This is a genomic window from Ochrobactrum sp. PL_is501, assembly GCF_055816895.1.
This window is the reverse complement of sequence record NZ_JBVPGR010000035.1, coordinates 213,288-232,058: the sequence shown is the minus strand read 5'-3', so window position 1 is coordinate 232,058 and position 18,771 is coordinate 213,288. Positions and strand designations below refer to the sequence as shown.

Below are 18,771 nucleotides of genomic sequence, written 5' to 3'. Positions count from 1 at the left end.
TATATTTTCTGTCATTTCGTAAAAATCAGCGCCTTATCCCAATGAGGACATAGAGCAATATTCGTAGCGGATTCCGGAAGCTGCCGTTCCGTACGTACGATCAGACGCTGTGTTGTGCCGCTTACTCTCACAGCCAGCTCTTCGCTTTCGCCGAGAAATGTGCGTGACTCTATATAACCGCGCATTGAAGCTTTGCCGACTTCACCGTCAGTCAGAATCGTAAAATCGCGAGGACGCAGATAAGCAAAAGCTTCGATATTTGGTTCAAATTGTCCTGCTATGGCAACAGGCCCAAAGGAAGTGACCAGTTCGGCACCCTGGATCTTTCCCGGTATTACATTGAAATCACAAAAAAATTCTGCCGCATAACGATTAGTTGGCTGGTCGTGCAATTGGCGGGCGGGCCCGTCCTGAACTATTTCTCCGGATCGCATCAACACAACCCGATCTCCGGTAGAAAGCGCCTCTTCGGCTTCGTGCGTTACGATGATCGCCGTCGTGCCGAGTTCCCTCAATAAAGCCACCGTCTCGCGGCGGACCCGGGCGCGCAAGCCTCGATCAAGGTTCGAAAATGGCTCGTCCATCAGCAGAAGGTCTGGCTTCGGCGCAAGGGCCCGGATAAGGGCAACACGCTGCTGTTCGCCTCCTGACAACATATGCGGATAGCGATCTGCCATATGCGAGAGTGAGACCAGTTCCAAAAGCTCTTTTGCCCGTGCATTCGCCTCATCACGCGACATTTTTCGCAAGCCGAAGAGGATGTTTTCTTTGACTGTCAGATGCGGGAACAGGGCGTAATCCTGAAAGACCACGCCAACATTTCGCGCTTCCGGCTCAATAAAGACGGACGGGCCGACAAGCGTCTTGCCCCCCATGGTGAGCGTTCCACTGTTCGGAACATCGATGCCTGCGATAATGCGCAACAGGGAAGTCTTGCCACAACCGGAATGGCCCACCAGACAAATTATCTCGCTCGCCTGGACATCAAGCGATACATCATTGAGCGCACGCACCGCGCCAAATTGACGACTGATGCCGGATAGCGTCAGCGCCGGACCGGAATGTCTGGAAAACTGTCGTTCGTTATGCAGGTTGCGTGCGTCCATCAGCCAGATCGCGTACTCAGATTGCAGTTCATGCCGATATAGAGACACATTCTTCAGAAAGCTACCAAAACAGGACAGAATATCTCAGGAATATCGTAATTAAGTATTTTTTGAACGGGGTATCTGGTTGATCGTGAGCCAAAAGCGCGCGATGGTCACGATGCTTCCACATGCCAAAAATCACCACGTTGGTTCGCAGGAGAATACAGAATGGGGCCGGTCACGGATAAGGTGGCGACAGCCGAAAGCTTACCGCAGGAAACCAAAATCGCCGTCATCGGCGGCGGCATTATAGGCGTTTCCACTGCCTTGTTTCTGGCCGAACGCGGCATCCCGGTTACTCTTCTTGAAAAGGGAGAGATCGCGGGAGAACAGTCCAGCCGCAATTGGGGCTGGTGTCGTCGTACCGGGCGTGACAGCCGTGAAATGCCGCTTATCGTCGAAAGCATGCGGCTATGGGAAGGCATGAACGAACGCACAGGGCGCGAAACCGGTTTCCGCGTTACCGGCATCGCCTATGCGGCCGAAAAAGAAGAACAGATGGCGCTCTATGCCGAATGGATCAAAATAGCGCGCGAACATGGCATTCAAACAGAGCTTCTCAATGCCAAGCAGGCTGCCGCACTTGCACCGGGTATCAATCGTCGTCTGACTGGCGGCATGATGACGCCGCTCGACGGCCGAGCAGAACCGCAAAAGGCCGTGCCCGCATTTGCCGCGAAAGCGCAGGAAAATGGTGCCGTCATTCTACAGAACTGCGCCGTACGTGACATTGAGACGACCAATGGCCGCGTCACAGCCGTCCTCACGGAAAAAGGTCGACTGCGCTGCGAGGCAGTCGTCGTCGCTGGGGGCGCCTGGTCCAGACTTATTCTCTCTAGTTTCGATGCACATCTGCCGCAATTGAAAGTTCGTTCCTCCGTCTTTCGGACGGCACCAATCGATGCCGGTGTGGAAGCCGCGATTGCTTTTTCAGATTTCGCTCTCCGCAGAAGGCTCGACGGCGGGTATACGGTTGCAAGCCTTGGCGGATCCATTGCGGATATCGTTCCTGACAGCTTCCGATTCTTCCGCGATTTTATCCCGTCACTTTCCACTGAATGGCGGTCGTTGCGGTTCCGGTTTGGCGAACGCTTCTTCGAGGAAGCGTTCCAATGGAAGCTCCGCCCTGCCGATCAGGTCTCGATCTTCGAGAAAATCCGCATGCTCGATCCTGCTCCACATAAGGCCGCCAATGCTCAGGTATTTGCAAAACTGAAGCAGACAATCCCCTCCTTCGCGTCGGCTGTTATAGAGCAGGAATGGGCCGGTCTGATCGACACAATGCCCGATGTCATCCCAGTTATTTCCCCCCTTCCCGGCATCGAAGGCTTGATCATTGCCACGGGTTTTTCAGGGCATGGTTTCGGCATTGGCCCAGGCGCAGGCAAGCTTGTGGCAGACATGGTTGCAGGCGAAACGCCAATCGTCGATCCCTCGGCGTTTCATATATCTCGGTTTTCCGATGGGTCCAAAATCCGCATCGAGAACTGGGGTTAGCACTTCCAACTCGGACTATTCGATTATCCCGCAGGCAAACCGTGCTCCACCGCCACCAAGCGGCTTGGGTTTGTCGGAATAGTTATCGCCACCGACATGGACCATCAAAGCCTTGCCTTTGACTTCATCCAACGTCTTGAGACGCTGGGCGGTGACGCTTTGCGTCACATCTCCCTTGGCATCGGCTTTAAGCAGAGGCAGATCACCAAGATGACCCTCGCCTTCCGGCCCCATGTGATGCTTGGAATGGGTGGGGTCGAAATGTCCACCAGCAGCTTGTGCCGGTGCCGTTTTTCCGTCCTGTTCAGCGGGTGCACAACTTCCATTCTCGTGAACATGGAAACCATGCTCGCCCGCAGGAAGGCCGCGCAAATCCGGTTTGAATTGTAATCCACCGGCAGTCTGCGAGATCGTGACGGTGCCGATTTCCTTTCCTTGCCCAGTCGGCAAAGCCTCGTAGAGTTTGACACTCATATCAGCTGCGACTGCGGGAACTGTCAAAAGCAACATGGCTGAAGCAATCAATAAGGGTTGCATCGTTTTCTCCTGATCACGAGAACTCGGGATGAAGACACAACGCGCGCCGCCTGAAATTGTTCGAAAATAAATTCGTCACATGGCGGACCGCGCAACAAAGAGTTGCGCGGCCCGTCACTGGCTACACCGTTACGAACTGAGCCATCATGCCCACATCTTCATGTTCCAGAACGTGGCAATGGAACATGAACGGGTGGCTTTTCACAGCCTCCCGGTCAAAATGAACAAGTATTTCAGCCTTGCCATCAATCAGCGCGGTATCCTTCCATCCGGATTGATGGGCTGGAGGAGCCTTTCCGTTCGCTGAAAGGATGCGAAATGACGCGCCATGGATATGGAAGGGATGCGGCATCTCTTTCGTCGTGAGCTCCCAGATTTCCCAGGAACCAAGTTTAGCCTCGACATCGATGCGATCCATATCGAACGGCTTGCCCGCAATTGCCATTTCCACGCCGGAGGTCAACGCTTCAAGTGCCGGGCCGGTGTCGGCGGAACTTCTGGCACCATGCATATCATGATCCATCGTGCCGGACTGCATCGAGCTCATGTCCATGCCGCCCATATTATGCCCGGCATGAGGATCGGCTGACGGTTTCGCCATCATCAGCTTCATATTTTCCGCCATACGCTCGTCAAAGAAAAATGAGCGGCGCTTTGTAGAGAGTTTTTCGTCCGGCGCATCAGGACCATCCAGACGATCTGGAAGTTTCGTAATCGTCCCGGACAATGCGGGATCCACGACAAATCGCATCAAGTGCAAATCGTCACCACCGCTGTCATTGCCATAGGTCAGCAGATCGGCCGCTTCGCCCCTGGAGAAATCAACCAGAACTTCGTAGCGTTCCCCGGGACTAATGGTCAGTCTTTCAACGGGTTCAGGCTTTCCAATATAACCACCGTCCGATGCCACAACGAGCAACGGGCGATTATCGCTCAGCCGAATATGAAAGTTCCGCGCATTGGCGCCATTCAAGATGCGCAGCCGAACGATGGATGCAGGAACACGTGCTTCCGGTGAAACGACACCGTTCACGATCAGCTTGTCGCCACGGAAACCGTGCATCAAGTCCATAATGTCGGGCTGGTAAACCTTGTTGCCGTCGACCACCCGGCGATCCTGAAGCACCAGCGGAATATCGTCCACGCCGTAATCTTCAGGCAGTCCGCGTTCGGCATCCCTGCCGTCAGTCACAACCATGAGACCCGCAATACCCAAATGCGCCTGACGAGCAGTGTTTCCATGCAAATGCGGGTGAAACCAGTTGAACGAGACTGGCTGGTTGACCGTGACTTTCGGTTTCCACTCTCCGCCCGCTGCTATCAGGTTATGGGGTCCGCCATCGAGGACCGACGGTACGAAAAGCCCATGCCAATGCAGGGTCGTCTCTTCATCCATGCTATTCTCGACGGAAAAGGTGACTGTTTCACCGTTCTTCAGGCGCACCAGCGGGCCGAGATAGGCACCATTGATGCCAGCGGATGCGGCTTCACTTCCGTCTTCAAAGCTATGTCGTCCCGTCTGTATTTTCAGTTTAACGACACCCGATGCATCGGGCTCAGCCAGAGGTGGCAAAGGCAAAGGCCGACCGGCCCAAGCGTTTGGTGCGGCGGTTGCTGCGCCGTGTCCCATTTGATGATGCGCACCTTGGGCCAGACTACCCAAAGGGCGAACGGCAGCAAAAACGGCGGCTCCTGCCCCTAAGGTCAGCAGGCGGCGACGTGCAATTCCAGACATGGTAAGTCTCCAGACAATAATCATGATAGCCGCCAAAGTTTCGGCGGCGATTTCCAGATCAAGCCTGAAGCGAGATGGGAGGCCGTAGATCACCCGCTGGAGATCGGCCGCTTAGCGCCGTCACGAGCGGAGGCAAGCCAAAGTTCTGTGCGATCACAAAGGAATGCAAACATGAGCCTATCTGGAAAAGACAACCGCATGTCATCATGACGCAAGCGTTTGGTGTCTTGGCGCCATGATCCATCGGTGCCGGCTTACTCACATCCACCGACATTTCAGAAGCGCCACTGTAATGCGTCGCATGCGCATCAAATTCAGAAATCAGCTGCACAGACGGCACATCATGTGCCATTGCGTAACAAAGCTGTACCGAAATGAGAAACAAGAACGATAGCACTGCCATCAGCGTACGGGAGGGCACACGCAAGACCGCATGATCTTGTGCCGTATTCCTCAAGCCGATATCGTACTGTGTTCGATACATATTCACTTCCAAACGAACGACACCAGAAATCTAATCGTCCCTCAGGAGAATTAAAAGGCCAAGCTGAGCGCTGACGGGAATTTTACCCACTTTCGCTTTTCTTTCTAAAATGGCCCATTCGAAATTAGAAAATTGCTTAAAAGTCCTTTTCCACTTGCGATTCCATCTCTAGCGGTTTTAAAGGAGCCACATCTGGGCTTCTCCCAAACCTTGACGGCCCATAAATATTGGATTTGAAACAATGACTGTCGCTGTAGCGGTTGCCCCGCAGAAAAATTCCGCGCGCCGTGTTCTGGCCGCGAGCATGATCGGCACCACGATCGAATTCTTTGACTTCTATATTTATGCAACCGCCGCGGTGATCGTATTCCCGCATCTCTTTTTCCCTGCAAGCGACGGCAACTCGGCACTTCTCCAATCTCTTGCGACCTTCGCGATTGCATTCTTTGCCCGCCCTATCGGCGGTGCATTGTTTGGCCACTTCGGCGATAAGGTTGGCCGCAAGGCGACGCTGGTTGCAGCGCTAATGACCATGGGCATTTCCACGGTCGCCATCGGTTTCCTGCCGACCTATGATTCGATCGGCGTCTGGGCAGCGCTCCTGCTCGCCCTGTGCCGTCTGGGTCAGGGCCTCGGTCTCGGCGGCGAATGGGGCGGCGCAGTGCTGCTTGCAACCGAGAATGCGCCGGAAGGCAAGCGGACCTGGTATGGCATGTTCCCGCAGCTTGGCGCGCCGGTCGGCTTTATTCTGGCTACGGGCATATTTCTCGTGCTGGCGGAGGTTCTCACAGAAGAACAGTTTTTTGCTTTCGGCTGGCGGATTCCTTTCATCGCCAGTGCTCTTCTGGTCGGCGTCGGGCTGTTCATTCGCCTGAAAATTGCCGAAACACCGGAATTTCAGAAGGCCATCGACAAGGCTGAACGTGTTGAGGTTCCAGTCGCAACCCTGTTCAAGCAGCATAAGATGAGCCTTTTCCTCGGCACCATCGGCGCGGTCGCGACCTTCGTCCTGTTCTATCTCATGACGGTATTTTCACTCGGCTGGGGTACGCGCGCGCTTGGTTACAGCCGTGAGGAATTTCTCATTCTCCAAATGATTGGCGTGGTCTTCTTCGGCCTCATGATCCCGGTGGCAGCATTGCTGTCCGACCGCTTCGGCATGCGCCCGGTCATGGTCATCGTCACCGTCCTGATCGGCCTCTATGGCTTCATCATGGCGCCTTTGTTCATGGCTGGCACGGCTGGCGTTCTCGCCTTCCTTATCATCGGGTTTGGCCTAATGGGCCTTACCTATGGCCCCATCGGCGCGGCGCTCGCCGAACCTTTCCCGACATCCGTTCGCTATACCGGCGCGTCGCTGACTTTCAACCTGGCAGGCATTCTCGGCGCTTCGGTTGCACCTTACATTGCGACCTGGCTCGCCACGCATTATAGCTTCGACTATGTCGGCTATTACATGGTTGTTGCCGCAGTCGTCTCGCTGATCGGATTTGCATTCATTTCGTTCAAACGCGGCTAGTAACAGCCGCAGAAACAAAAATAGCCCGCGCGGATCACTCCGCGCGGGCTATTCTTTTCGATGTCGTCTTACTCAGTATCAGCGGCTTCCAGTGCGATAGCCACCGACTGTATGATTGATGCAAAGCGCACGGCAGTCTGGATAATTTCCGACGTCACATTGGCCTTGCGCAAAACATCTTCGTGAGCATCAATGCACATGCCGCAACCATTGATCGCCGACACGGCAAGCGACCAAAGCTCGAAGTCAACCTTGTCGACGCCCGGATTGCCGATCACATTCATGCGCAGCTTCGCCGGCATGGTGCGGTAATCCTTGTTGGTCGCAAGATGAACGAAGCGGTAATAGACGTTATTCATGCCCATGATCGACGCAGCCGACTTTGCTGCCTGGATGACTGAAGCGTCAACCTTGGCCGCCGCTTCAGCAATAAGCGCCTTGCGCAGGTCGGCATTGCGGGAGGCAATGCCGCAGGCGACGAACAGACCGTATTTCTGTTGCGGCGTCAGTGTTTCGTCGCTTGCCATGGACGAAAGATTGAGACGAACATCCTTGGCGAAATCCGGGATCTTTGATTTCAGATCATCAATGGACATGGAACCCTCTTTATCTGTCATTTTGGATACTCAATAAAAGAAAGGCGGGCCTGAACCCGCCTTTTCGTCGATAATCAGGGGGCCAATCAGGCCGCCTTGAGCGTCTCGCCACCGACTTCGCGGTTGCATGGGCAGAGTTCGTCGGTCTGCAGCGCATCGAGAACGCGCAGCGTGTCCTTGGGAGCACGGCCAACATTAAGGTTGGTCGCGTAAACATGCTGGATCGTGTTGTCTGGATCGACAACGAAGGTGTAGCGATATGCGACGCCATCCGGCGAACGAACGCCGAGACCATCTACCAGCGAGCCATTGGTGTCAGCAAACGACCAGATCGGCAGCTTGTCGAGATCCTTATGGTCGCGACGCCATGCGAGCTTCACGAATTCATTGTCGGTCGAACCGCCCAGAACGACCGCGTCACGGTCTTCAAAATCCGAAGCAAGGCGCGCAAATTCGGCGATTTCGGTCGGGCAAACAAAGGTGAAATCCTTCGGGTAGAAGAAGATAACCTTCCACTTGCCCGCGAAGCTTGCTTCGGTGATTTCCTCAAATGCCGAAACGCCATTCTCTTCATGATGGTTGAAACCGGGCTTTACGCCGGTGACCTTGAAGGAGGGAAGCTTGTCGCCGATACCGAGCATCTTATACCTGCCTGTAAAAATTCAATGGTTATGCGGAAATTTCTGAATTTTCAGAATTTTCCATCCTGCGACTCGTATATAGGGTTTCTTGCCAAATCGGTCAAAGCGATAATATCGATAAATTCCATCGATTTTAACGATGGAGTAGGGTCTGAAGCTTCAATGCTCAATATCAGTGTCCGTCAACTCCACTATTTCATGGCCCTCGTCAAAGTGGGTTCCTTTTCGCGAGCGGCCGAAGTCGTGGGCGTAACCCAATCGACCTTGAGTGCGGCCATTCAGTCCCTTGAGACAGAACTTGGCGTAGCGTTGATCGACCGCTCAGGCAGACGAATGCAGCTTCTCCCGGCGGGGGAAGATTTTATGGAGCGAGCCCGTGCTATCGTAGCGCTCATCGAAGAACTACCTGAACATGCCCGGCAGGCAGAACGCCCACTGACGACGAGATTGCGGATGGGCGTTATCCCGTCGATAGCGCCTTTTCTCCTGCCAAAAGTTCTGCCTGCCACGTCCAGAGCTTTTCCCGAACTCCAGCTTACCATTCGTGAAGGCCTTACGCGCTCGCTGCTTGAAAGTTTGCGTTCCGGATCGCTGGATGTTGCACTCGTGGCCCACCCTTACGATCTTGACGAGTTCGAGGTCGCAGAGCTTGGGCGGGACCCCTTCTATCTGGCAGTACGACGCGACCATGCATTGGCCAACCGCGACCGAGTCGATGCCGAGGATTTGCAGGACCAGCCATTTCTCCTGCTGGAAACCGGGCATTGTCTTCGTGAACACGTCATGGCCGCCATAGGTTCCACACCAGCACAAGCAAGCGGCGATGTTCACGCCACATCCATAATGACATTGGTGCAATTGGTGGATTTCGGGATGGGAATTACCCTGCTGCCGGAGGTCGCCGTTAAAGCTGGAGCGACACGCGGAACGGAACTGAGCATCGTTCCCTATGATGGCAAAAACAACTACCGGTCGCTGGTTCTCGTCTGGCGCTCCAACGCCGCCCGCCGCAATGAATTTCAGCTTTTCGCAGACCACCTTCGCGGAAAATGCATGAAAACCGGCTAAAAAATTCCCCAGGCCCGGAAACGCCCTCGCCCCGTGACCTCTCTCAGACCGAGTTCTGAGATCAATTTCAGAGCACCTTGCTGCGTGACCTGCAGTTCCTTTTCCACCATCTGGCTGGAAATAACGGGGTTGCGCAGAACCATATCCATCAGTTGCGGCAATCGCGAGTTGGATCTGCGTCCCTTGAGTTTGCGCTGCATCTGTTCACGCGCCAGAAGCAGCCGGTCATGTTCCTTCATGATCGTATCCGCAGCGTCTTCGATGCTTTCAAAGAAAGCCCGAAGACGGATCAGGCGGTTGGGCGAACGCCGTTCGTCCGGTCGTTTTGCGCGAAGACCAAGGCTGATTACCGGTAAATGGCCCGTTACGAGCCCGCTATGTCGCAGGAAGGCCGCAGTCAGCAACCGTCCAATCCAGGATGACCGCTGCACAACCTCCAGGGAAAACCACGCGTCGTGGATCAGTGCGGCGCGCATAAGGGGCGGCAAATGTCCTGTGGCCGCAACACAATCCCGCCACTCCTGCAAACGCGCGTCCTCGTCCCAGTCATCGTCATAAAGCAACGCATCGCGTGAGGCGGTCTCCGGTTTGGCCTTGTCAGGGATTGCGCCTTTCAAAAGTGCATCGGTCCGCGCAAGCAAGCTGTCAATATCGTTGAACAGCGGATCAGTATCCCCGTCCATCGTCGTGAACGGTTCGGCCTCCGCAGCAGGCGTGGCGTTGAACGCGCGTCCGAGCAGTTGTTGAATACCTGCTGAGCCCAGAGCCCAATCTGGAGGCCTTCCAGCAATCTGCCGACGCATCCGCAAGACCGCGTGCGCAATCGTCAAGGCATGGCTTGGCATCCGGCTATCCATCAAGGCATCGTGCAAGACCAAGTCTTCCATATGCACGAGTTCACCCTCAAGCCACATCGATGCAATCGCATCGTGCATATGCATGCGCTCAACGATACCTTCACGTATGGGCGAACGCGCAAGCCGCTCGTCGAGCCGCACCAGAGCTGCCGTAGCCCTGCTGACGGAGACGAAAAATTCTTCGAACGGCAAATCGTCGATCTTATAGGCCATATCCCGCATATCGCAGCCGAATGTTACGAATTTGAAAAAGCAGTAATTTCAATTGGTTGTCGCACCTGTGCGGCCCGCTTTAGCCAGTGCGGCCCAAATGCTTCGGAACTATCCGTTCGAAACGAGTTGCAAATGGGGCTTAAGCATCTTGTCCATAGCAGACTTTGCGAGGACTTTTTGACGTGCAGACTTAGCATAACGGTCGACTTCCTTCGAAGTGGTGTGACCCGTTATTGCCATAATCTCGCGTTCGGTGCATCCCAATTCAGCCAGCCGTGAAGCGGCCGCTTTTCGAAGCCCGTGCGCCCTACCCGGAACTCCGGCCTCCTGACAAGCCTGCTGAAACCAGTAAGAAAAATTGTCTCCAACAAAAGGCTTCTTTCGGGGTGACAAGAGCCACGTTGTTTCACCAGCCCCCGGCGTTTCTTCAATCAATTTCCGAAGCGGCTCAACGAACGGAAGCGCCATTTCGACGGGCTTCCGGTTCCGGTTCTTGTGCTGCGTAAAAACCAGCCAGCCGTTTTTGACCATTTCCGGCCCAAATCGTATCACGTCAGAACGGCGCTGGCCTGTATAAAGCAGAAGACCTAGCGCAAGTCGTTCCATCGTCCCGACCGGATGCTTTTCCTCAAATCGCAGCACTTCTTCTTCCGTCCAAGAATGGTGACCGTCTGAGTTGATTTTTAGGTTCTTCACGTCCCTTGCCGGGTTGCTCTTTACATATGGCAACCCCGCCTCAAGGCCGTAAGCAAACGCTCTCCGCAACAAACCAAGTAATTGATTGGCAGCGGACGGAGTATCGACGCGTTGATCGCGTATGGCTCGAATATGTTGAGCCTCAAGCCCGGCAACGGGAAGCTGCCCGCAGATCAGTTTTCCGCTTGGTGACTTGGACAGGCAAAACTTATCCAGCGCATACTTGATGTTTCTGCGACTATCCGCGTCGTTTGTCTGCTTGAATTCAGCCGAATTGTAGAATGAGACAATCAAATCTCTAATCGTACCTTCGACTGGTTTTTCAGGGACTTGCGAGACAATCTTTCCGGTAGCGTCCTTGCCCTGCATAGCGAGCGCTACAGCGCGAACGAACTCGGGCGTCCCTTCCTTTTCTCGGATGCGAATACGGGCACCGGGCTTCTTTCGATAGTATAGCCTTATGTTCCCGTATCGATCCTTTTCACGGATCAGATACTTACTCTCAATTTGCATAGCTCGTTTTTCCTTCATTAGAAGTCATCCCAAACGTTCTTTGTCGGTTGGGTGTCTTCACTAGGAAGGTTATCAAACGAAATGTCTAGTTCCTCCCTGTCCCAAAGAACGCGCGCATCCACTCTTTTCGGTTGTGGCATGCGTCCATCTTTGACCATTTCGTCAAACTTTGTCGTCCCAACACCAATGTAAAGAGCGGCAGCCGCGCGAGACATGCCGCGCGGTGCGTATCGCTGTGCATGGTCGCCCTTTCTCATTCTCATACCTCTTTGGAATTGCAAACCGCGCAAGGAAGCCCCCGTCGGATTTCGGTTGCGGTTAAATTGAACTGCCATCCCGCATCATGCCCGCACCGGGAGCATTTGAAATGCCCGCCCTGCGCAGTTCGCCAGCCCGGCATTAAGCCGGGCGCTTCGCCATGGTCGACCGCATGCATTCTCACGACGCGGGGCTTGCGAGGAACTGGGCCGAAAAGGTCAGTTCGCGTCATGGTGAAACACCATTTCGAATGTTATTAAGTCGCTGCCTTATCGATTTGTTCACGCCCCATAGACGTTCTTTCGGCCATTCTGCATGCTTGGGTAGTGCGTGCCACGCTAGCAGAACGAAAAGCCGAGCGATTGCATATCGAGCTTCTGGAAAACGGCTCCCGTCAATCATGCTGCCCTCGCAATTTGATCGATGTTTCCGAGGATCGGCCGGAAAGTGTAGGCGGCTACCCATGGGTTTTTATTCCACGCGCCGGGGCCGTTGATTTCGTCCCACAGGTTCGCATAGGCGTCGACGGCGGACCGTGTCAAAGCACTGTCCCACTCGGCTTCGGGAACACCATAAAACCGACCGATTTTTGCGATGCCTTCCGCGAATGCGTCGGCCTCACTGCAATCCTGCAACCGCTCGACCTTGACGCCGGTCACTTCAAGCGTGATCCGGGATGCCCACCGGGGCATATGCATCGCCTGCCGGAACTTCCCGGCCCAATCCGGCCGTTCTCCGATTTCCGGCCAAACAGCGGGCTTCCAATCGCCTTGGGCATCCTGATTTGCGATTGAGCCGCCCGCTTCAAAGAAAACCGTCATCGTGCGCGGTTTCAGATCGCGGGGCGCTACTCGGTCGTGCATGCGCGAAACTCGCCACGCTTCGCGGACATAAAGGCGGTCCCCCTCATTGATCCGAATGAACTTCCCTTCCCGGATTTGCCATTCCGCGGCTTCAATCACGCGGTCGCCCAACGTCACCGTTCCCGATGCTGTCGGCTGCGGCTTTATAATCCGGCGTGTTTGCGTCTTGCCGGTGCCCGGATTTTCGATTTCCCGGAGGATTGCGCGCACCATGGGCGCGCTGAAAAGGATAGGAAGATCAGCCACGGCGCTTTACCTCCAAATTGTTGAGGTACGTGTGAAAAGCCTGTTCGGTGATATGCGGCATTACCCCGTGCAGGTCTGGCCTTTCGGCTTCCGACGCGATTTTTCCGATTACCATACCAAGCGCGACATATGAGGAAGCCATATCCCGACCAGACAGGAGGCGGCGAATATCGTTCGCCGACTTTTGCGCTTGCTCGGAAATCATTCTTTCGTCTTCGGTCATAGCCCTACGGCCCTTTCAATTGCTGCGGCCTTGCATCGATCCCATGCGATCCCGCAAAGACGATCGAGGCGAACAGCCTGAATTCGTTTTTCGCTACCGGCTTCGAAGCACCAAAATGAGCTATTGCCGAAAAGCCGCTTGTATCGGCGAAAGAGCTTGAATTTCCGGCGTTTCAGGTGTTGCGGAACAAGTCGCCAGTGCGTCCCGCATATCCATTCCGAAGTGTTGTCCCGGTTGTGCCGCGTGCGCGTGCAGAACGGGACGCAACAATTCACGCGCTCGGACATTGTGACGCCTCGATATAGTCGCTGGCGATCTCATGAAGCTTTGTGGCGATCATTGCTTCGTTGAGCGTCAAATGCTGCAAGTGTTCCGTAGTGAGCGCCCAATTGGCGTGCTCATCTTCGGTGCAAGCTTCCGGCATTGTTTCTATTTCGGCGGCCGCCATCAGAATTTTTTGAAGCTTGGTCATGACTAGCCCCTCCATTCGGGCGCGAACGGAATTTCGTCGTCCAGATCGCGCGAGAAGCCCCCGCCATAGCCGCCGGACGATTGCCCCCTGTCATTGCTTGAATACCGGCCGGACGAGCGCGAGCCGCGATCGTCATCGCGCCCGCGCGACCCACGGTCCCCGCCGTTGTCGTCTTTGCTGCCGAGGAGATAGAGAGAGCCGCTAAACGCTCCAACGACGACCTTCGTCGCCTGTCGCTTCTGGCCGTCCTTTTCCCATTCCTCGTTATCAAGCTCGCCCTCGATACCGATAAGCGATCCCTTGTTGACGTATGGGCGGATGACGTTCTCGATCAGGGAGTTATTCAACACCTTGATTTTGTGCCAAGTCGTTTTCGACTTGCGCTCGCCGGTATTCTTGTCCCGCCATTCCTTCGACGTGGCGAGCGAGAACTCGGCGACTTGGTCGCCGCTGTTGAACCGTCTGACTTCCGGGTCTTGCCCGACACGACCGACGAGAATGGTTTTGTTAATGCCTGCCATGATTTTTCCTCTTGCGAAGCCCGCGTCCGTGCGCGGCTTCGTCTGAATTCAGTGAAACTTTTCGTCGGCCCAAAGGACTGCGAGCGACGCTGCCGTCATGCCCGCAATCACGAGGGCGACCGTCCAATCCCGATGAATGAACTCTGCGCTCACGATCAAAGCGCACCGGCAAACTCCGAATGTGCCGATTACGCGCAGGATGATGCCATCGATTTTCATCGGCTGACCTCCCGAAGCGCTTCTTCGCGGGCTTGGTTAAGTTCGGCCATTTCTTGGTGCGAACCGCCGTCAACGTCTGGATGGCGCTCTTTGGCTAACTTCTTGAAGCGCGCTTCGACCGTTTCATTCGTGACGTGGTCGAAGGCCGCAAAACCAAGGACGGCACGCCAATTTCGTTTGTTGAAATGTGGTGGCAGTGCAGTAAAACCGGCGAACATTTCCGCCATATCTGCGACGCCGTACCGCTCGATTGCCCGAGTGGCTTCGATGTGCTTTGCGATGGCTGCAATGTTGTCGGCAACGCGGTCGTAACGGTCGCAAGGCAAGCAATGCGGTTTGTCGCCAAGGTGGAAATAGAGCGCGACGCCCCGGTCTTTCGGTTCGGCCTGTCCAGATCGTGGCAAACCATCGAGCCGAAGCTCGACATTGCTCGAAAGGACGTACTGTTTCGCGCCGAGAAGATCGACTTCGCGTTGAAGACGGCCGAGCGCGTCAGCGATCGAAAGCGATTGCGTTTCCGCGTAGGACTTTCCGGGCCGGACAACCTTTTTGTTGAAGGTCGCACGAACTGGAGAAGCTGTTCGCGGCCGGTGCTGTGGCCAGTGAAGGGGGAAAGCTGCGGTCATTGTACCACCGTCACTTTCTCGGCCGCGCGGGTAATGGCCGTGTAAAGCCAACGCTCGGGTTCCGGGAAAATCCCGCCCTCGTCAAAGACCATGACGTTGTCCCACTGGCTGCCCTGCGACTTGTGACAGGTGAGCGCATAGGCGTAATCAAAAGGCTGGAAACGCCGAGCATCCTTCCAATGGAGGTCACGCTCCTGACCTCGCGTCCAAGCGTGGTGCGTGATGACCTCGACCGGCTGTTTCGTCATGCCGCTATCGAGCGGCGAGACGTACATCGTCGTTGTGTCGCGAGACTGCCGGAGCACCTTGTCGACGTTCCAAATACCGCCATTCAAGAGGCCCATTTCGCGATTGTTTTTCAGGCATACAACGCGGTCGTTGACCATGAAATCGCCCTTCATGCCCTTCAACTCTCGCAGGCGTTGATTGAAGTTGCGGCGAGTGCTGTTCTTGCCGACGAGGATTTGATCGGCGGCGAGCACGTTATCGGTTTCCAGTTCTTCCCGACGAATGACGCGGCTATCGCCAAACGCGCCGAAGTCGAGGCTTTCCCGTTGGCGGACCTTCATTGACATAGCGATAATTGGATTATCGGCCGCCTGCCGATGAACTTCCGTAAGCATGAAGTCGGGGTCGCCCGCAGTGAAGAACCCTTCGCCCTTGACCGGCGGAAGCTGTGCAGGATCGCCGAGAACAAGAACGCGCGTTCCGAACGACAGAAGATCGCGGCCGAGTTCTTCGCCGACCATCGAAACTTCGTCGACGATAACGAGGTCGGAATAGCGAACCGCACTGTCATAATTTTTGACAAAGCGAGGTATCGGGCTATTCGGGTTCTCGATCTTATAAATCAGGCTGTGAAGTGTGCTCGCATCCTCGCAGCCCTTCGAACGCAGGACGAGCGCGGCCTTGCCGGTGAAGGCTCCGAAGCAAACACGGCCGATATCCTCGGCGAGCCGACGCGCAAGCGTCGTCTTGCCCGTTCCAGCGTAGCCGGCGAGATAGAACGTCTGCTTTGCGCCGGGGTCTTTTAGCCAGGTAGATACCGCCTTGATGGCTTGATCTTGTTGGGGTGACAGTTTCATTCTGCCGCCTCCATGAAATCGGGTTCTGTGGGATTTTCTTTCCTCGGGGCTTCATCGGCCATGAGGGCGTAAACGCACGCTTTCAGCTTGCGGACGGAAACGGCATTTCCGATTTGCTTCACCTTCTGCGTCTTCGTTCCGGCAAACTCGTAGTTTTCAAAGCCCATCGCTAAGGCGAGTTCGTGCGGCTCAAGCATTCGAAAAAGGATATCGAATTCGAGTTCGCCCCTGTCGCGAGAAATGCTTTCGGCGATAGCAAGCTCCCCGCGATTTGCGCCCGTAATCGTTGGCAAAGGCTCGTTGACGCCTTGGACGCGACTTAACCCGCCGTCATGCGTGACGGGCAAAACAACTGCGAATTCTCCGCCCTTGGCTGTGGTTACTGTTTGCAAAGGTTCGTCAACGGATCGGCTACCGTTGCCGCCTTGGCTATGCGTCACCGGCACGACGATGCCGAAACGATCCTTCGTTGTGACCGTTGGCAGCGGCTCGGCCGTGTTCGTGCACGTCTCACCGGAGCCGGAGCCATAAAACGGCGCAATAAGAGTGTGAGCGCCGCCCCTCCCGCCGGTTGTCGACGTAGGCAACGGCTCATTGACCGTACGAGGCGACCCGCAGCTTGCCTGTGAGAGAACGAACGGCTCGACCAACATCGGCCGGGCGCACCCCGGGCGCTCGGCTGTGCCGGCCCCGCCCGTCGTAACGGTTGGCAACGGATCGCGGACAGGGCGCGGCGATCCGCTATTATGTTGCGACAAGATAATGGCTTCGGCCGTATATAAATGGGGAGCGTGTGCCGTTTGGGTTGGAAGCGGTTGAGCCACACCCGATGCCGTGGATTTACCTTTCATATTGACGATGACCGGCTCGGCGACACCGATGTGTCGTCCGGTTGCTGTGATCGTAGGAAGCGGAACATCTATGCCTTGTGCTGCCATGTGATTGCGCAAAATAACAACAAATGGCTGCGGCCATTCATGCTTGATCGCGCCCGCATAAATGCGCGCAAGAGTTTTCGGCGCGAGTGGCTTCTTTCGGTTGAAAATCGAGCGGCCTTTGATCGACCAATCAATTATCTCGTGGGCCGGACGCCAAGGGCGAGCATCTTCGAAAAGCTCTGATTTCGTATCCTGCCGCTTGTGATGCGTTGGCATCGGCCAACGAACCTTATTGCCGTCTGATCGCGCCATAAGGATAAAGCGTTGACGTGTGGTGGCGTCTCCGAAATCGGCCGCGTTTAATTTCCGCCACTCGGGATCAAAGCCAAGCCGCTTGATCGTTTCAATCCATGCGTGAAAGTACTCGCCTTTCCGTTCCTTTATTGGCTTGCCGGTTTCTGGATCGACAGGCCCCCACCCGCAGAACTCCCACACGTTTTCAATTATCAGCCGCTTAACCCGCAGTTCGGTCAACCACGTAATTATGTGCCAAGGGTCGGAACGCTGTTGATCGCTGGTCGGCTTCCCCCCGCGCGCCACCGAATGGTAGGTGCACGTCGGCGAAGCCATAAGGAGGTCAAGATATCCTTCGGGCACGATCTCCGTAGGGCGGGCGACGGCGATATCTTGAATGTAATGGCGCGCGTGTTCGTGGTTTCGGCGATGCGTTTCAATCGCCGTTTCCCAATGATTGAGGCAGACCAATTCCATTTCTAAGCCGAGTTCATTGAACGCTTGCGCCGCGCCGGTTGATGACCCGCCCGCACCGCAAAACAGATCAGCGACGAGAAATTTTCTTGTCATACCTCGCCCCCTTCCGTCGCAGGCTGTTCGCCCGTCAAAACCGATGACGTCGTCGAGAGCTTTTGCGCGATCAGCACCAACTGCGCGGCCGTGATCGAAAGGCGTCCCGCTTCAATCCTCGTAATCGAGTTTTTCTTGACGCCGATAACTTCGGCCAAGTCGTCGGCCGACAAGCCGCGAAGAATACGGAATGCACGAATGCGGCTTCCGATTTTGCTATTGAGTTCATCAACGCGCATCACATTTCCCCCCGATTTTTCAGGTGGACGCGGGCGGTATGGACGAGGTCCGGCTTGTCGGTGACCTTGCGAACTATCCATTTCAGATAATCGCTCGGCACTTCCTTGAACGGTTTCCCCCGATGCTCGCCGAAAGGAACCGCTTTCAACAAACGCAAAGGCTTCTCGCCCTGCGTCCAGTTGATCAGCGTGTCGACCTCGACGCCTTGATCGATGATGAATTTCAGGAGGTGCGCGGTGACGTGGCTATCGGGGCCTGCCCGGTGAGACATTTCGGCAATCTCACGGTCAACCGGCAGGCTATGCAGATACCGCAAGAACTGGTTTTGATGCTTTTCAGCATCCGGCCATAGATGAAGCGCAGCCTTGTAAGTGCAGATCATTGGACGACCGCCGCCGGTAAAGAACTGCTGGTCGAATTCCAGATTGTGCGCTGCGAAAGCGTCGGCCGCATCCGAAAGGGTTCGGAGGGCCACTTCGGGAGCCGGAGCGTCCACGAGGTCCGACTTTTCAATATGGTGGGTGGATAGCGCGCCGATTGACATTTCAAGCTGCGGTGCAGCTTCGAAAGGATTGACGAGCATCGAGGTTGTTCCGCCAACCTCGGCCTTTCCGTCCTCGACAAGTAGATCAGTCCAACCAGCCTCAACGATGGCAGCGCCGGGAGGGAACCCGGTGGTTTCGAAATCAAAAACGCGAATAAGCATGTCGGTCCCTTAAAGTGGTGGTTAGGGATATCGGGGAGATTGGCGGCGACCCTTGCAGTGGTCGCC

The 18,771-nt window shown here is 55.4% G+C and carries 22 protein-coding genes; 3 read left to right on the top strand and 19 right to left on the bottom strand.

Translation table 11 applies throughout. The features are described 5' to 3' along the window. Nucleotides 1-11: 11 nt before the first annotated feature. Nucleotides 12-1,106: an ABC transporter ATP-binding protein gene (locus tag AC0TOF_RS12435; protein WP_473768472.1), complete on the bottom strand. Its 1,095-nt coding sequence runs from the start codon at nt 1,104-1,106 to the stop codon at nt 12-14. A gap of 210 nt (nt 1,107-1,316) precedes the next feature. On the opposite strand from AC0TOF_RS12435, the gene AC0TOF_RS12430 reads away from it, so the two are divergent. Then, a complete protein-coding gene (locus AC0TOF_RS12430; RefSeq protein WP_473768471.1) occupies nt 1,317-2,645 on the top strand; it encodes an NAD(P)/FAD-dependent oxidoreductase in 1,329 nt (442 codons plus the stop codon). 15 nt (nt 2,646-2,660) lie between these two features. On the opposite strand, the gene sodC is transcribed toward AC0TOF_RS12430, so the two are convergent. The 3 genes from sodC to AC0TOF_RS12415 form a co-directional block, all read right to left on the bottom strand. Next, entirely contained in the window at nt 2,661-3,182 is a 522-nt protein-coding gene (gene sodC, locus AC0TOF_RS12425) for a superoxide dismutase [Cu-Zn] SodC (protein WP_473768470.1), read from the bottom strand. A gap of 121 nt (nt 3,183-3,303) precedes the next feature. Continuing rightward, a complete protein-coding gene (cueO, locus tag AC0TOF_RS12420; RefSeq protein WP_473768469.1) occupies nt 3,304-4,917 on the bottom strand; it encodes a multicopper oxidase CueO in 1,614 nt (537 codons plus the stop codon). A gap of 58 nt (nt 4,918-4,975) precedes the next feature. After that, nucleotides 4,976-5,401 carry a hypothetical protein gene (locus tag AC0TOF_RS12415; RefSeq protein ID WP_473768468.1) on the bottom strand — a complete coding sequence of 142 codons (426 nt, stop codon included), beginning with the start codon at nt 5,399-5,401 and terminating at the stop codon, nt 4,976-4,978. A 241-nt stretch (nt 5,402-5,642) separates the two neighbouring features. Between AC0TOF_RS12415 and AC0TOF_RS12410 the strand changes: the two genes are divergently transcribed. Then, nucleotides 5,643-6,920, top strand: a complete 1,278-nt coding sequence (locus AC0TOF_RS12410; RefSeq protein ID WP_122001908.1) for an MFS transporter — start codon at nt 5,643-5,645, stop codon at nt 6,918-6,920. Between the two features lie 68 nt (nt 6,921-6,988). Here AC0TOF_RS12410 and ahpD read toward each other — a convergent pair whose 3' ends face one another. Together ahpD and AC0TOF_RS12400 are read right to left on the bottom strand one after the other, a co-directional pair. After that, complete coding sequence (ahpD, locus tag AC0TOF_RS12405; protein WP_473768467.1) at nt 6,989-7,516, bottom strand: alkylhydroperoxidase, AhpD family; 528 nt, start codon at nt 7,514-7,516, stop codon at nt 6,989-6,991. 86 nt (nt 7,517-7,602) lie between these two features. Then, entirely contained in the window at nt 7,603-8,157 is a 555-nt protein-coding gene (locus AC0TOF_RS12400; RefSeq protein ID WP_006469087.1) for a peroxiredoxin, read from the bottom strand. Between the two features lie 162 nt (nt 8,158-8,319). Between AC0TOF_RS12400 and AC0TOF_RS12395 the strand changes: the two genes are divergently transcribed. After that, complete coding sequence (locus AC0TOF_RS12395; RefSeq protein WP_473768466.1) at nt 8,320-9,225, top strand: hydrogen peroxide-inducible genes activator; 906 nt, start codon at nt 8,320-8,322, stop codon at nt 9,223-9,225. Here AC0TOF_RS12395 and AC0TOF_RS12390 read toward each other — a convergent pair. The 13 genes from AC0TOF_RS12390 to AC0TOF_RS12330 all read right to left on the bottom strand — a co-directional run bounded on the left by AC0TOF_RS12390 (nt 9,222) and on the right by AC0TOF_RS12330 (nt 18,705). Continuing rightward, complete coding sequence (locus tag AC0TOF_RS12390; protein WP_473768465.1) at nt 9,222-10,295, bottom strand: RHE_PE00001 family protein; 1,074 nt, start codon at nt 10,293-10,295, stop codon at nt 9,222-9,224. The two genes, AC0TOF_RS12395 and AC0TOF_RS12390, sit on opposite strands and share 4 nt — an antisense overlap. A gap of 108 nt (nt 10,296-10,403) precedes the next feature. Beyond that, nucleotides 10,404-11,522, bottom strand: coding sequence for a tyrosine-type recombinase/integrase (locus AC0TOF_RS12385; RefSeq protein WP_473768464.1), 1,119 nt, complete (start codon nt 11,520-11,522; stop codon nt 10,404-10,406). After that, a complete protein-coding gene (locus AC0TOF_RS12380; RefSeq protein ID WP_473768463.1) occupies nt 11,522-11,761 on the bottom strand; it encodes a helix-turn-helix transcriptional regulator in 240 nt (79 codons plus the stop codon). The genes AC0TOF_RS12385 and AC0TOF_RS12380 overlap by 1 nt, the downstream gene beginning before the upstream one ends. Nucleotides 11,762-12,160: 399 nt before the next feature. After that, the gene (locus tag AC0TOF_RS12375) at nt 12,161-12,871 is read right to left on the bottom strand and encodes a hypothetical protein (protein WP_473768462.1); all 711 of its coding nucleotides are present in this window, start codon (nt 12,869-12,871) and stop codon (nt 12,161-12,163) included. Continuing rightward, a complete protein-coding gene (locus AC0TOF_RS12370; protein WP_473768461.1) occupies nt 12,864-13,094 on the bottom strand; it encodes a hypothetical protein in 231 nt (76 codons plus the stop codon). The genes AC0TOF_RS12375 and AC0TOF_RS12370 overlap by 8 nt, the downstream gene beginning before the upstream one ends. Nucleotides 13,095-13,365: 271 nt before the next feature. Beyond that, nucleotides 13,366-13,566, bottom strand: a complete 201-nt coding sequence (locus tag AC0TOF_RS12365; RefSeq protein ID WP_473768460.1) for a hypothetical protein — start codon at nt 13,564-13,566, stop codon at nt 13,366-13,368. A gap of 2 nt (nt 13,567-13,568) precedes the next feature. Next, nucleotides 13,569-14,087 carry a single-stranded DNA-binding protein gene (ssb, locus tag AC0TOF_RS12360; RefSeq protein ID WP_473768459.1) on the bottom strand — a complete coding sequence of 173 codons (519 nt, stop codon included), beginning with the start codon at nt 14,085-14,087 and terminating at the stop codon, nt 13,569-13,571. A 48-nt stretch (nt 14,088-14,135) separates the two neighbouring features. Next, nucleotides 14,136-14,306 (bottom strand): hypothetical protein, encoded by a 171-nt coding sequence (locus AC0TOF_RS12355; protein ID WP_473768458.1) that lies wholly within the window; start codon nt 14,304-14,306, stop codon nt 14,136-14,138. After that, nucleotides 14,303-14,932: a J domain-containing protein gene (locus AC0TOF_RS12350; protein ID WP_473768457.1), complete on the bottom strand. Its 630-nt coding sequence runs from the start codon at nt 14,930-14,932 to the stop codon at nt 14,303-14,305. The genes AC0TOF_RS12355 and AC0TOF_RS12350 overlap by 4 nt, the downstream gene beginning before the upstream one ends. Beyond that, a complete protein-coding gene (locus AC0TOF_RS12345) occupies nt 14,929-16,017 on the bottom strand; it encodes an ATP-dependent DNA helicase (RefSeq protein WP_151651084.1) in 1,089 nt (362 codons plus the stop codon). The genes AC0TOF_RS12350 and AC0TOF_RS12345 overlap by 4 nt, the downstream gene beginning before the upstream one ends. Beyond that, on the bottom strand, nt 16,014-17,759 hold the full coding sequence (locus tag AC0TOF_RS12340) for a DNA cytosine methyltransferase (RefSeq protein ID WP_473768456.1): 1,746 nt from the start codon (nt 17,757-17,759) through the stop codon (nt 16,014-16,016). The genes AC0TOF_RS12345 and AC0TOF_RS12340 overlap by 4 nt, the downstream gene beginning before the upstream one ends. Beyond that, nucleotides 17,756-17,998 (bottom strand): helix-turn-helix domain-containing protein, encoded by a 243-nt coding sequence (locus tag AC0TOF_RS12335; protein ID WP_167522164.1) that lies wholly within the window; start codon nt 17,996-17,998, stop codon nt 17,756-17,758. Before AC0TOF_RS12335 ends, AC0TOF_RS12340 begins: the two co-directional genes overlap by 4 nt. Next, nucleotides 17,998-18,705 carry a hypothetical protein gene (locus AC0TOF_RS12330; protein WP_473768455.1) on the bottom strand — a complete coding sequence of 236 codons (708 nt, stop codon included), beginning with the start codon at nt 18,703-18,705 and terminating at the stop codon, nt 17,998-18,000. Before AC0TOF_RS12330 ends, AC0TOF_RS12335 begins: the two co-directional genes overlap by 1 nt. Nucleotides 18,706-18,771: the final 66 nt, after the last annotated feature.

Coding starts and splice junctions, on each gene's coding strand:
- AC0TOF_RS12385 (WP_473768464.1), bottom strand. CDS start 11,522: ATGAAGGAAAAACGAGCTATGCAAATTGAGAGTAAGTATCTGATCCGT.
- AC0TOF_RS12400 (WP_006469087.1), bottom strand. CDS start 8,157: ATGCTCGGTATCGGCGACAAGCTTCCCTCCTTCAAGGTCACCGGCGTA.
- ssb (WP_473768459.1), bottom strand. CDS start 14,087: ATGGCAGGCATTAACAAAACCATTCTCGTCGGTCGTGTCGGGCAAGAC.
- AC0TOF_RS12395 (WP_473768466.1), top strand. CDS start 8,320: ATGCTCAATATCAGTGTCCGTCAACTCCACTATTTCATGGCCCTCGTC.
- AC0TOF_RS12390 (WP_473768465.1), bottom strand. CDS start 10,295: ATGGCCTATAAGATCGACGATTTGCCGTTCGAAGAATTTTTCGTCTCC.
- AC0TOF_RS12365 (WP_473768460.1), bottom strand. CDS start 13,566: ATGACCAAGCTTCAAAAAATTCTGATGGCGGCCGCCGAAATAGAAACA.
- AC0TOF_RS12430 (WP_473768471.1), top strand. CDS start 1,317: ATGGGGCCGGTCACGGATAAGGTGGCGACAGCCGAAAGCTTACCGCAG.
- cueO (WP_473768469.1), bottom strand. CDS start 4,917: ATGTCTGGAATTGCACGTCGCCGCCTGCTGACCTTAGGGGCAGGAGCC.
- AC0TOF_RS12340 (WP_473768456.1), bottom strand. CDS start 17,759: ATGACAAGAAAATTTCTCGTCGCTGATCTGTTTTGCGGTGCGGGCGGG.
- AC0TOF_RS12335 (WP_167522164.1), bottom strand. CDS start 17,998: ATGCGCGTTGATGAACTCAATAGCAAAATCGGAAGCCGCATTCGTGCA.
- AC0TOF_RS12370 (WP_473768461.1), bottom strand. CDS start 13,094: ATGACCGAAGACGAAAGAATGATTTCCGAGCAAGCGCAAAAGTCGGCG.
- sodC (WP_473768470.1), bottom strand. CDS start 3,182: ATGCAACCCTTATTGATTGCTTCAGCCATGTTGCTTTTGACAGTTCCC.
- AC0TOF_RS12410 (WP_122001908.1), top strand. CDS start 5,643: ATGACTGTCGCTGTAGCGGTTGCCCCGCAGAAAAATTCCGCGCGCCGT.
- AC0TOF_RS12415 (WP_473768468.1), bottom strand. CDS start 5,401: ATGTATCGAACACAGTACGATATCGGCTTGAGGAATACGGCACAAGAT.
- AC0TOF_RS12350 (WP_473768457.1), bottom strand. CDS start 14,932: ATGACCGCAGCTTTCCCCCTTCACTGGCCACAGCACCGGCCGCGAACA.
- ahpD (WP_473768467.1), bottom strand. CDS start 7,516: ATGTCCATTGATGATCTGAAATCAAAGATCCCGGATTTCGCCAAGGAT.
- AC0TOF_RS12435 (WP_473768472.1), bottom strand. CDS start 1,106: ATGGACGCACGCAACCTGCATAACGAACGACAGTTTTCCAGACATTCC.
- AC0TOF_RS12345 (WP_151651084.1), bottom strand. CDS start 16,017: ATGAAACTGTCACCCCAACAAGATCAAGCCATCAAGGCGGTATCTACC.
- AC0TOF_RS12330 (WP_473768455.1), bottom strand. CDS start 18,705: ATGCTTATTCGCGTTTTTGATTTCGAAACCACCGGGTTCCCTCCCGGC.
- AC0TOF_RS12355 (WP_473768458.1), bottom strand. CDS start 14,306: ATGAAAATCGATGGCATCATCCTGCGCGTAATCGGCACATTCGGAGTT.
- AC0TOF_RS12380 (WP_473768463.1), bottom strand. CDS start 11,761: ATGAGAAAGGGCGACCATGCACAGCGATACGCACCGCGCGGCATGTCT.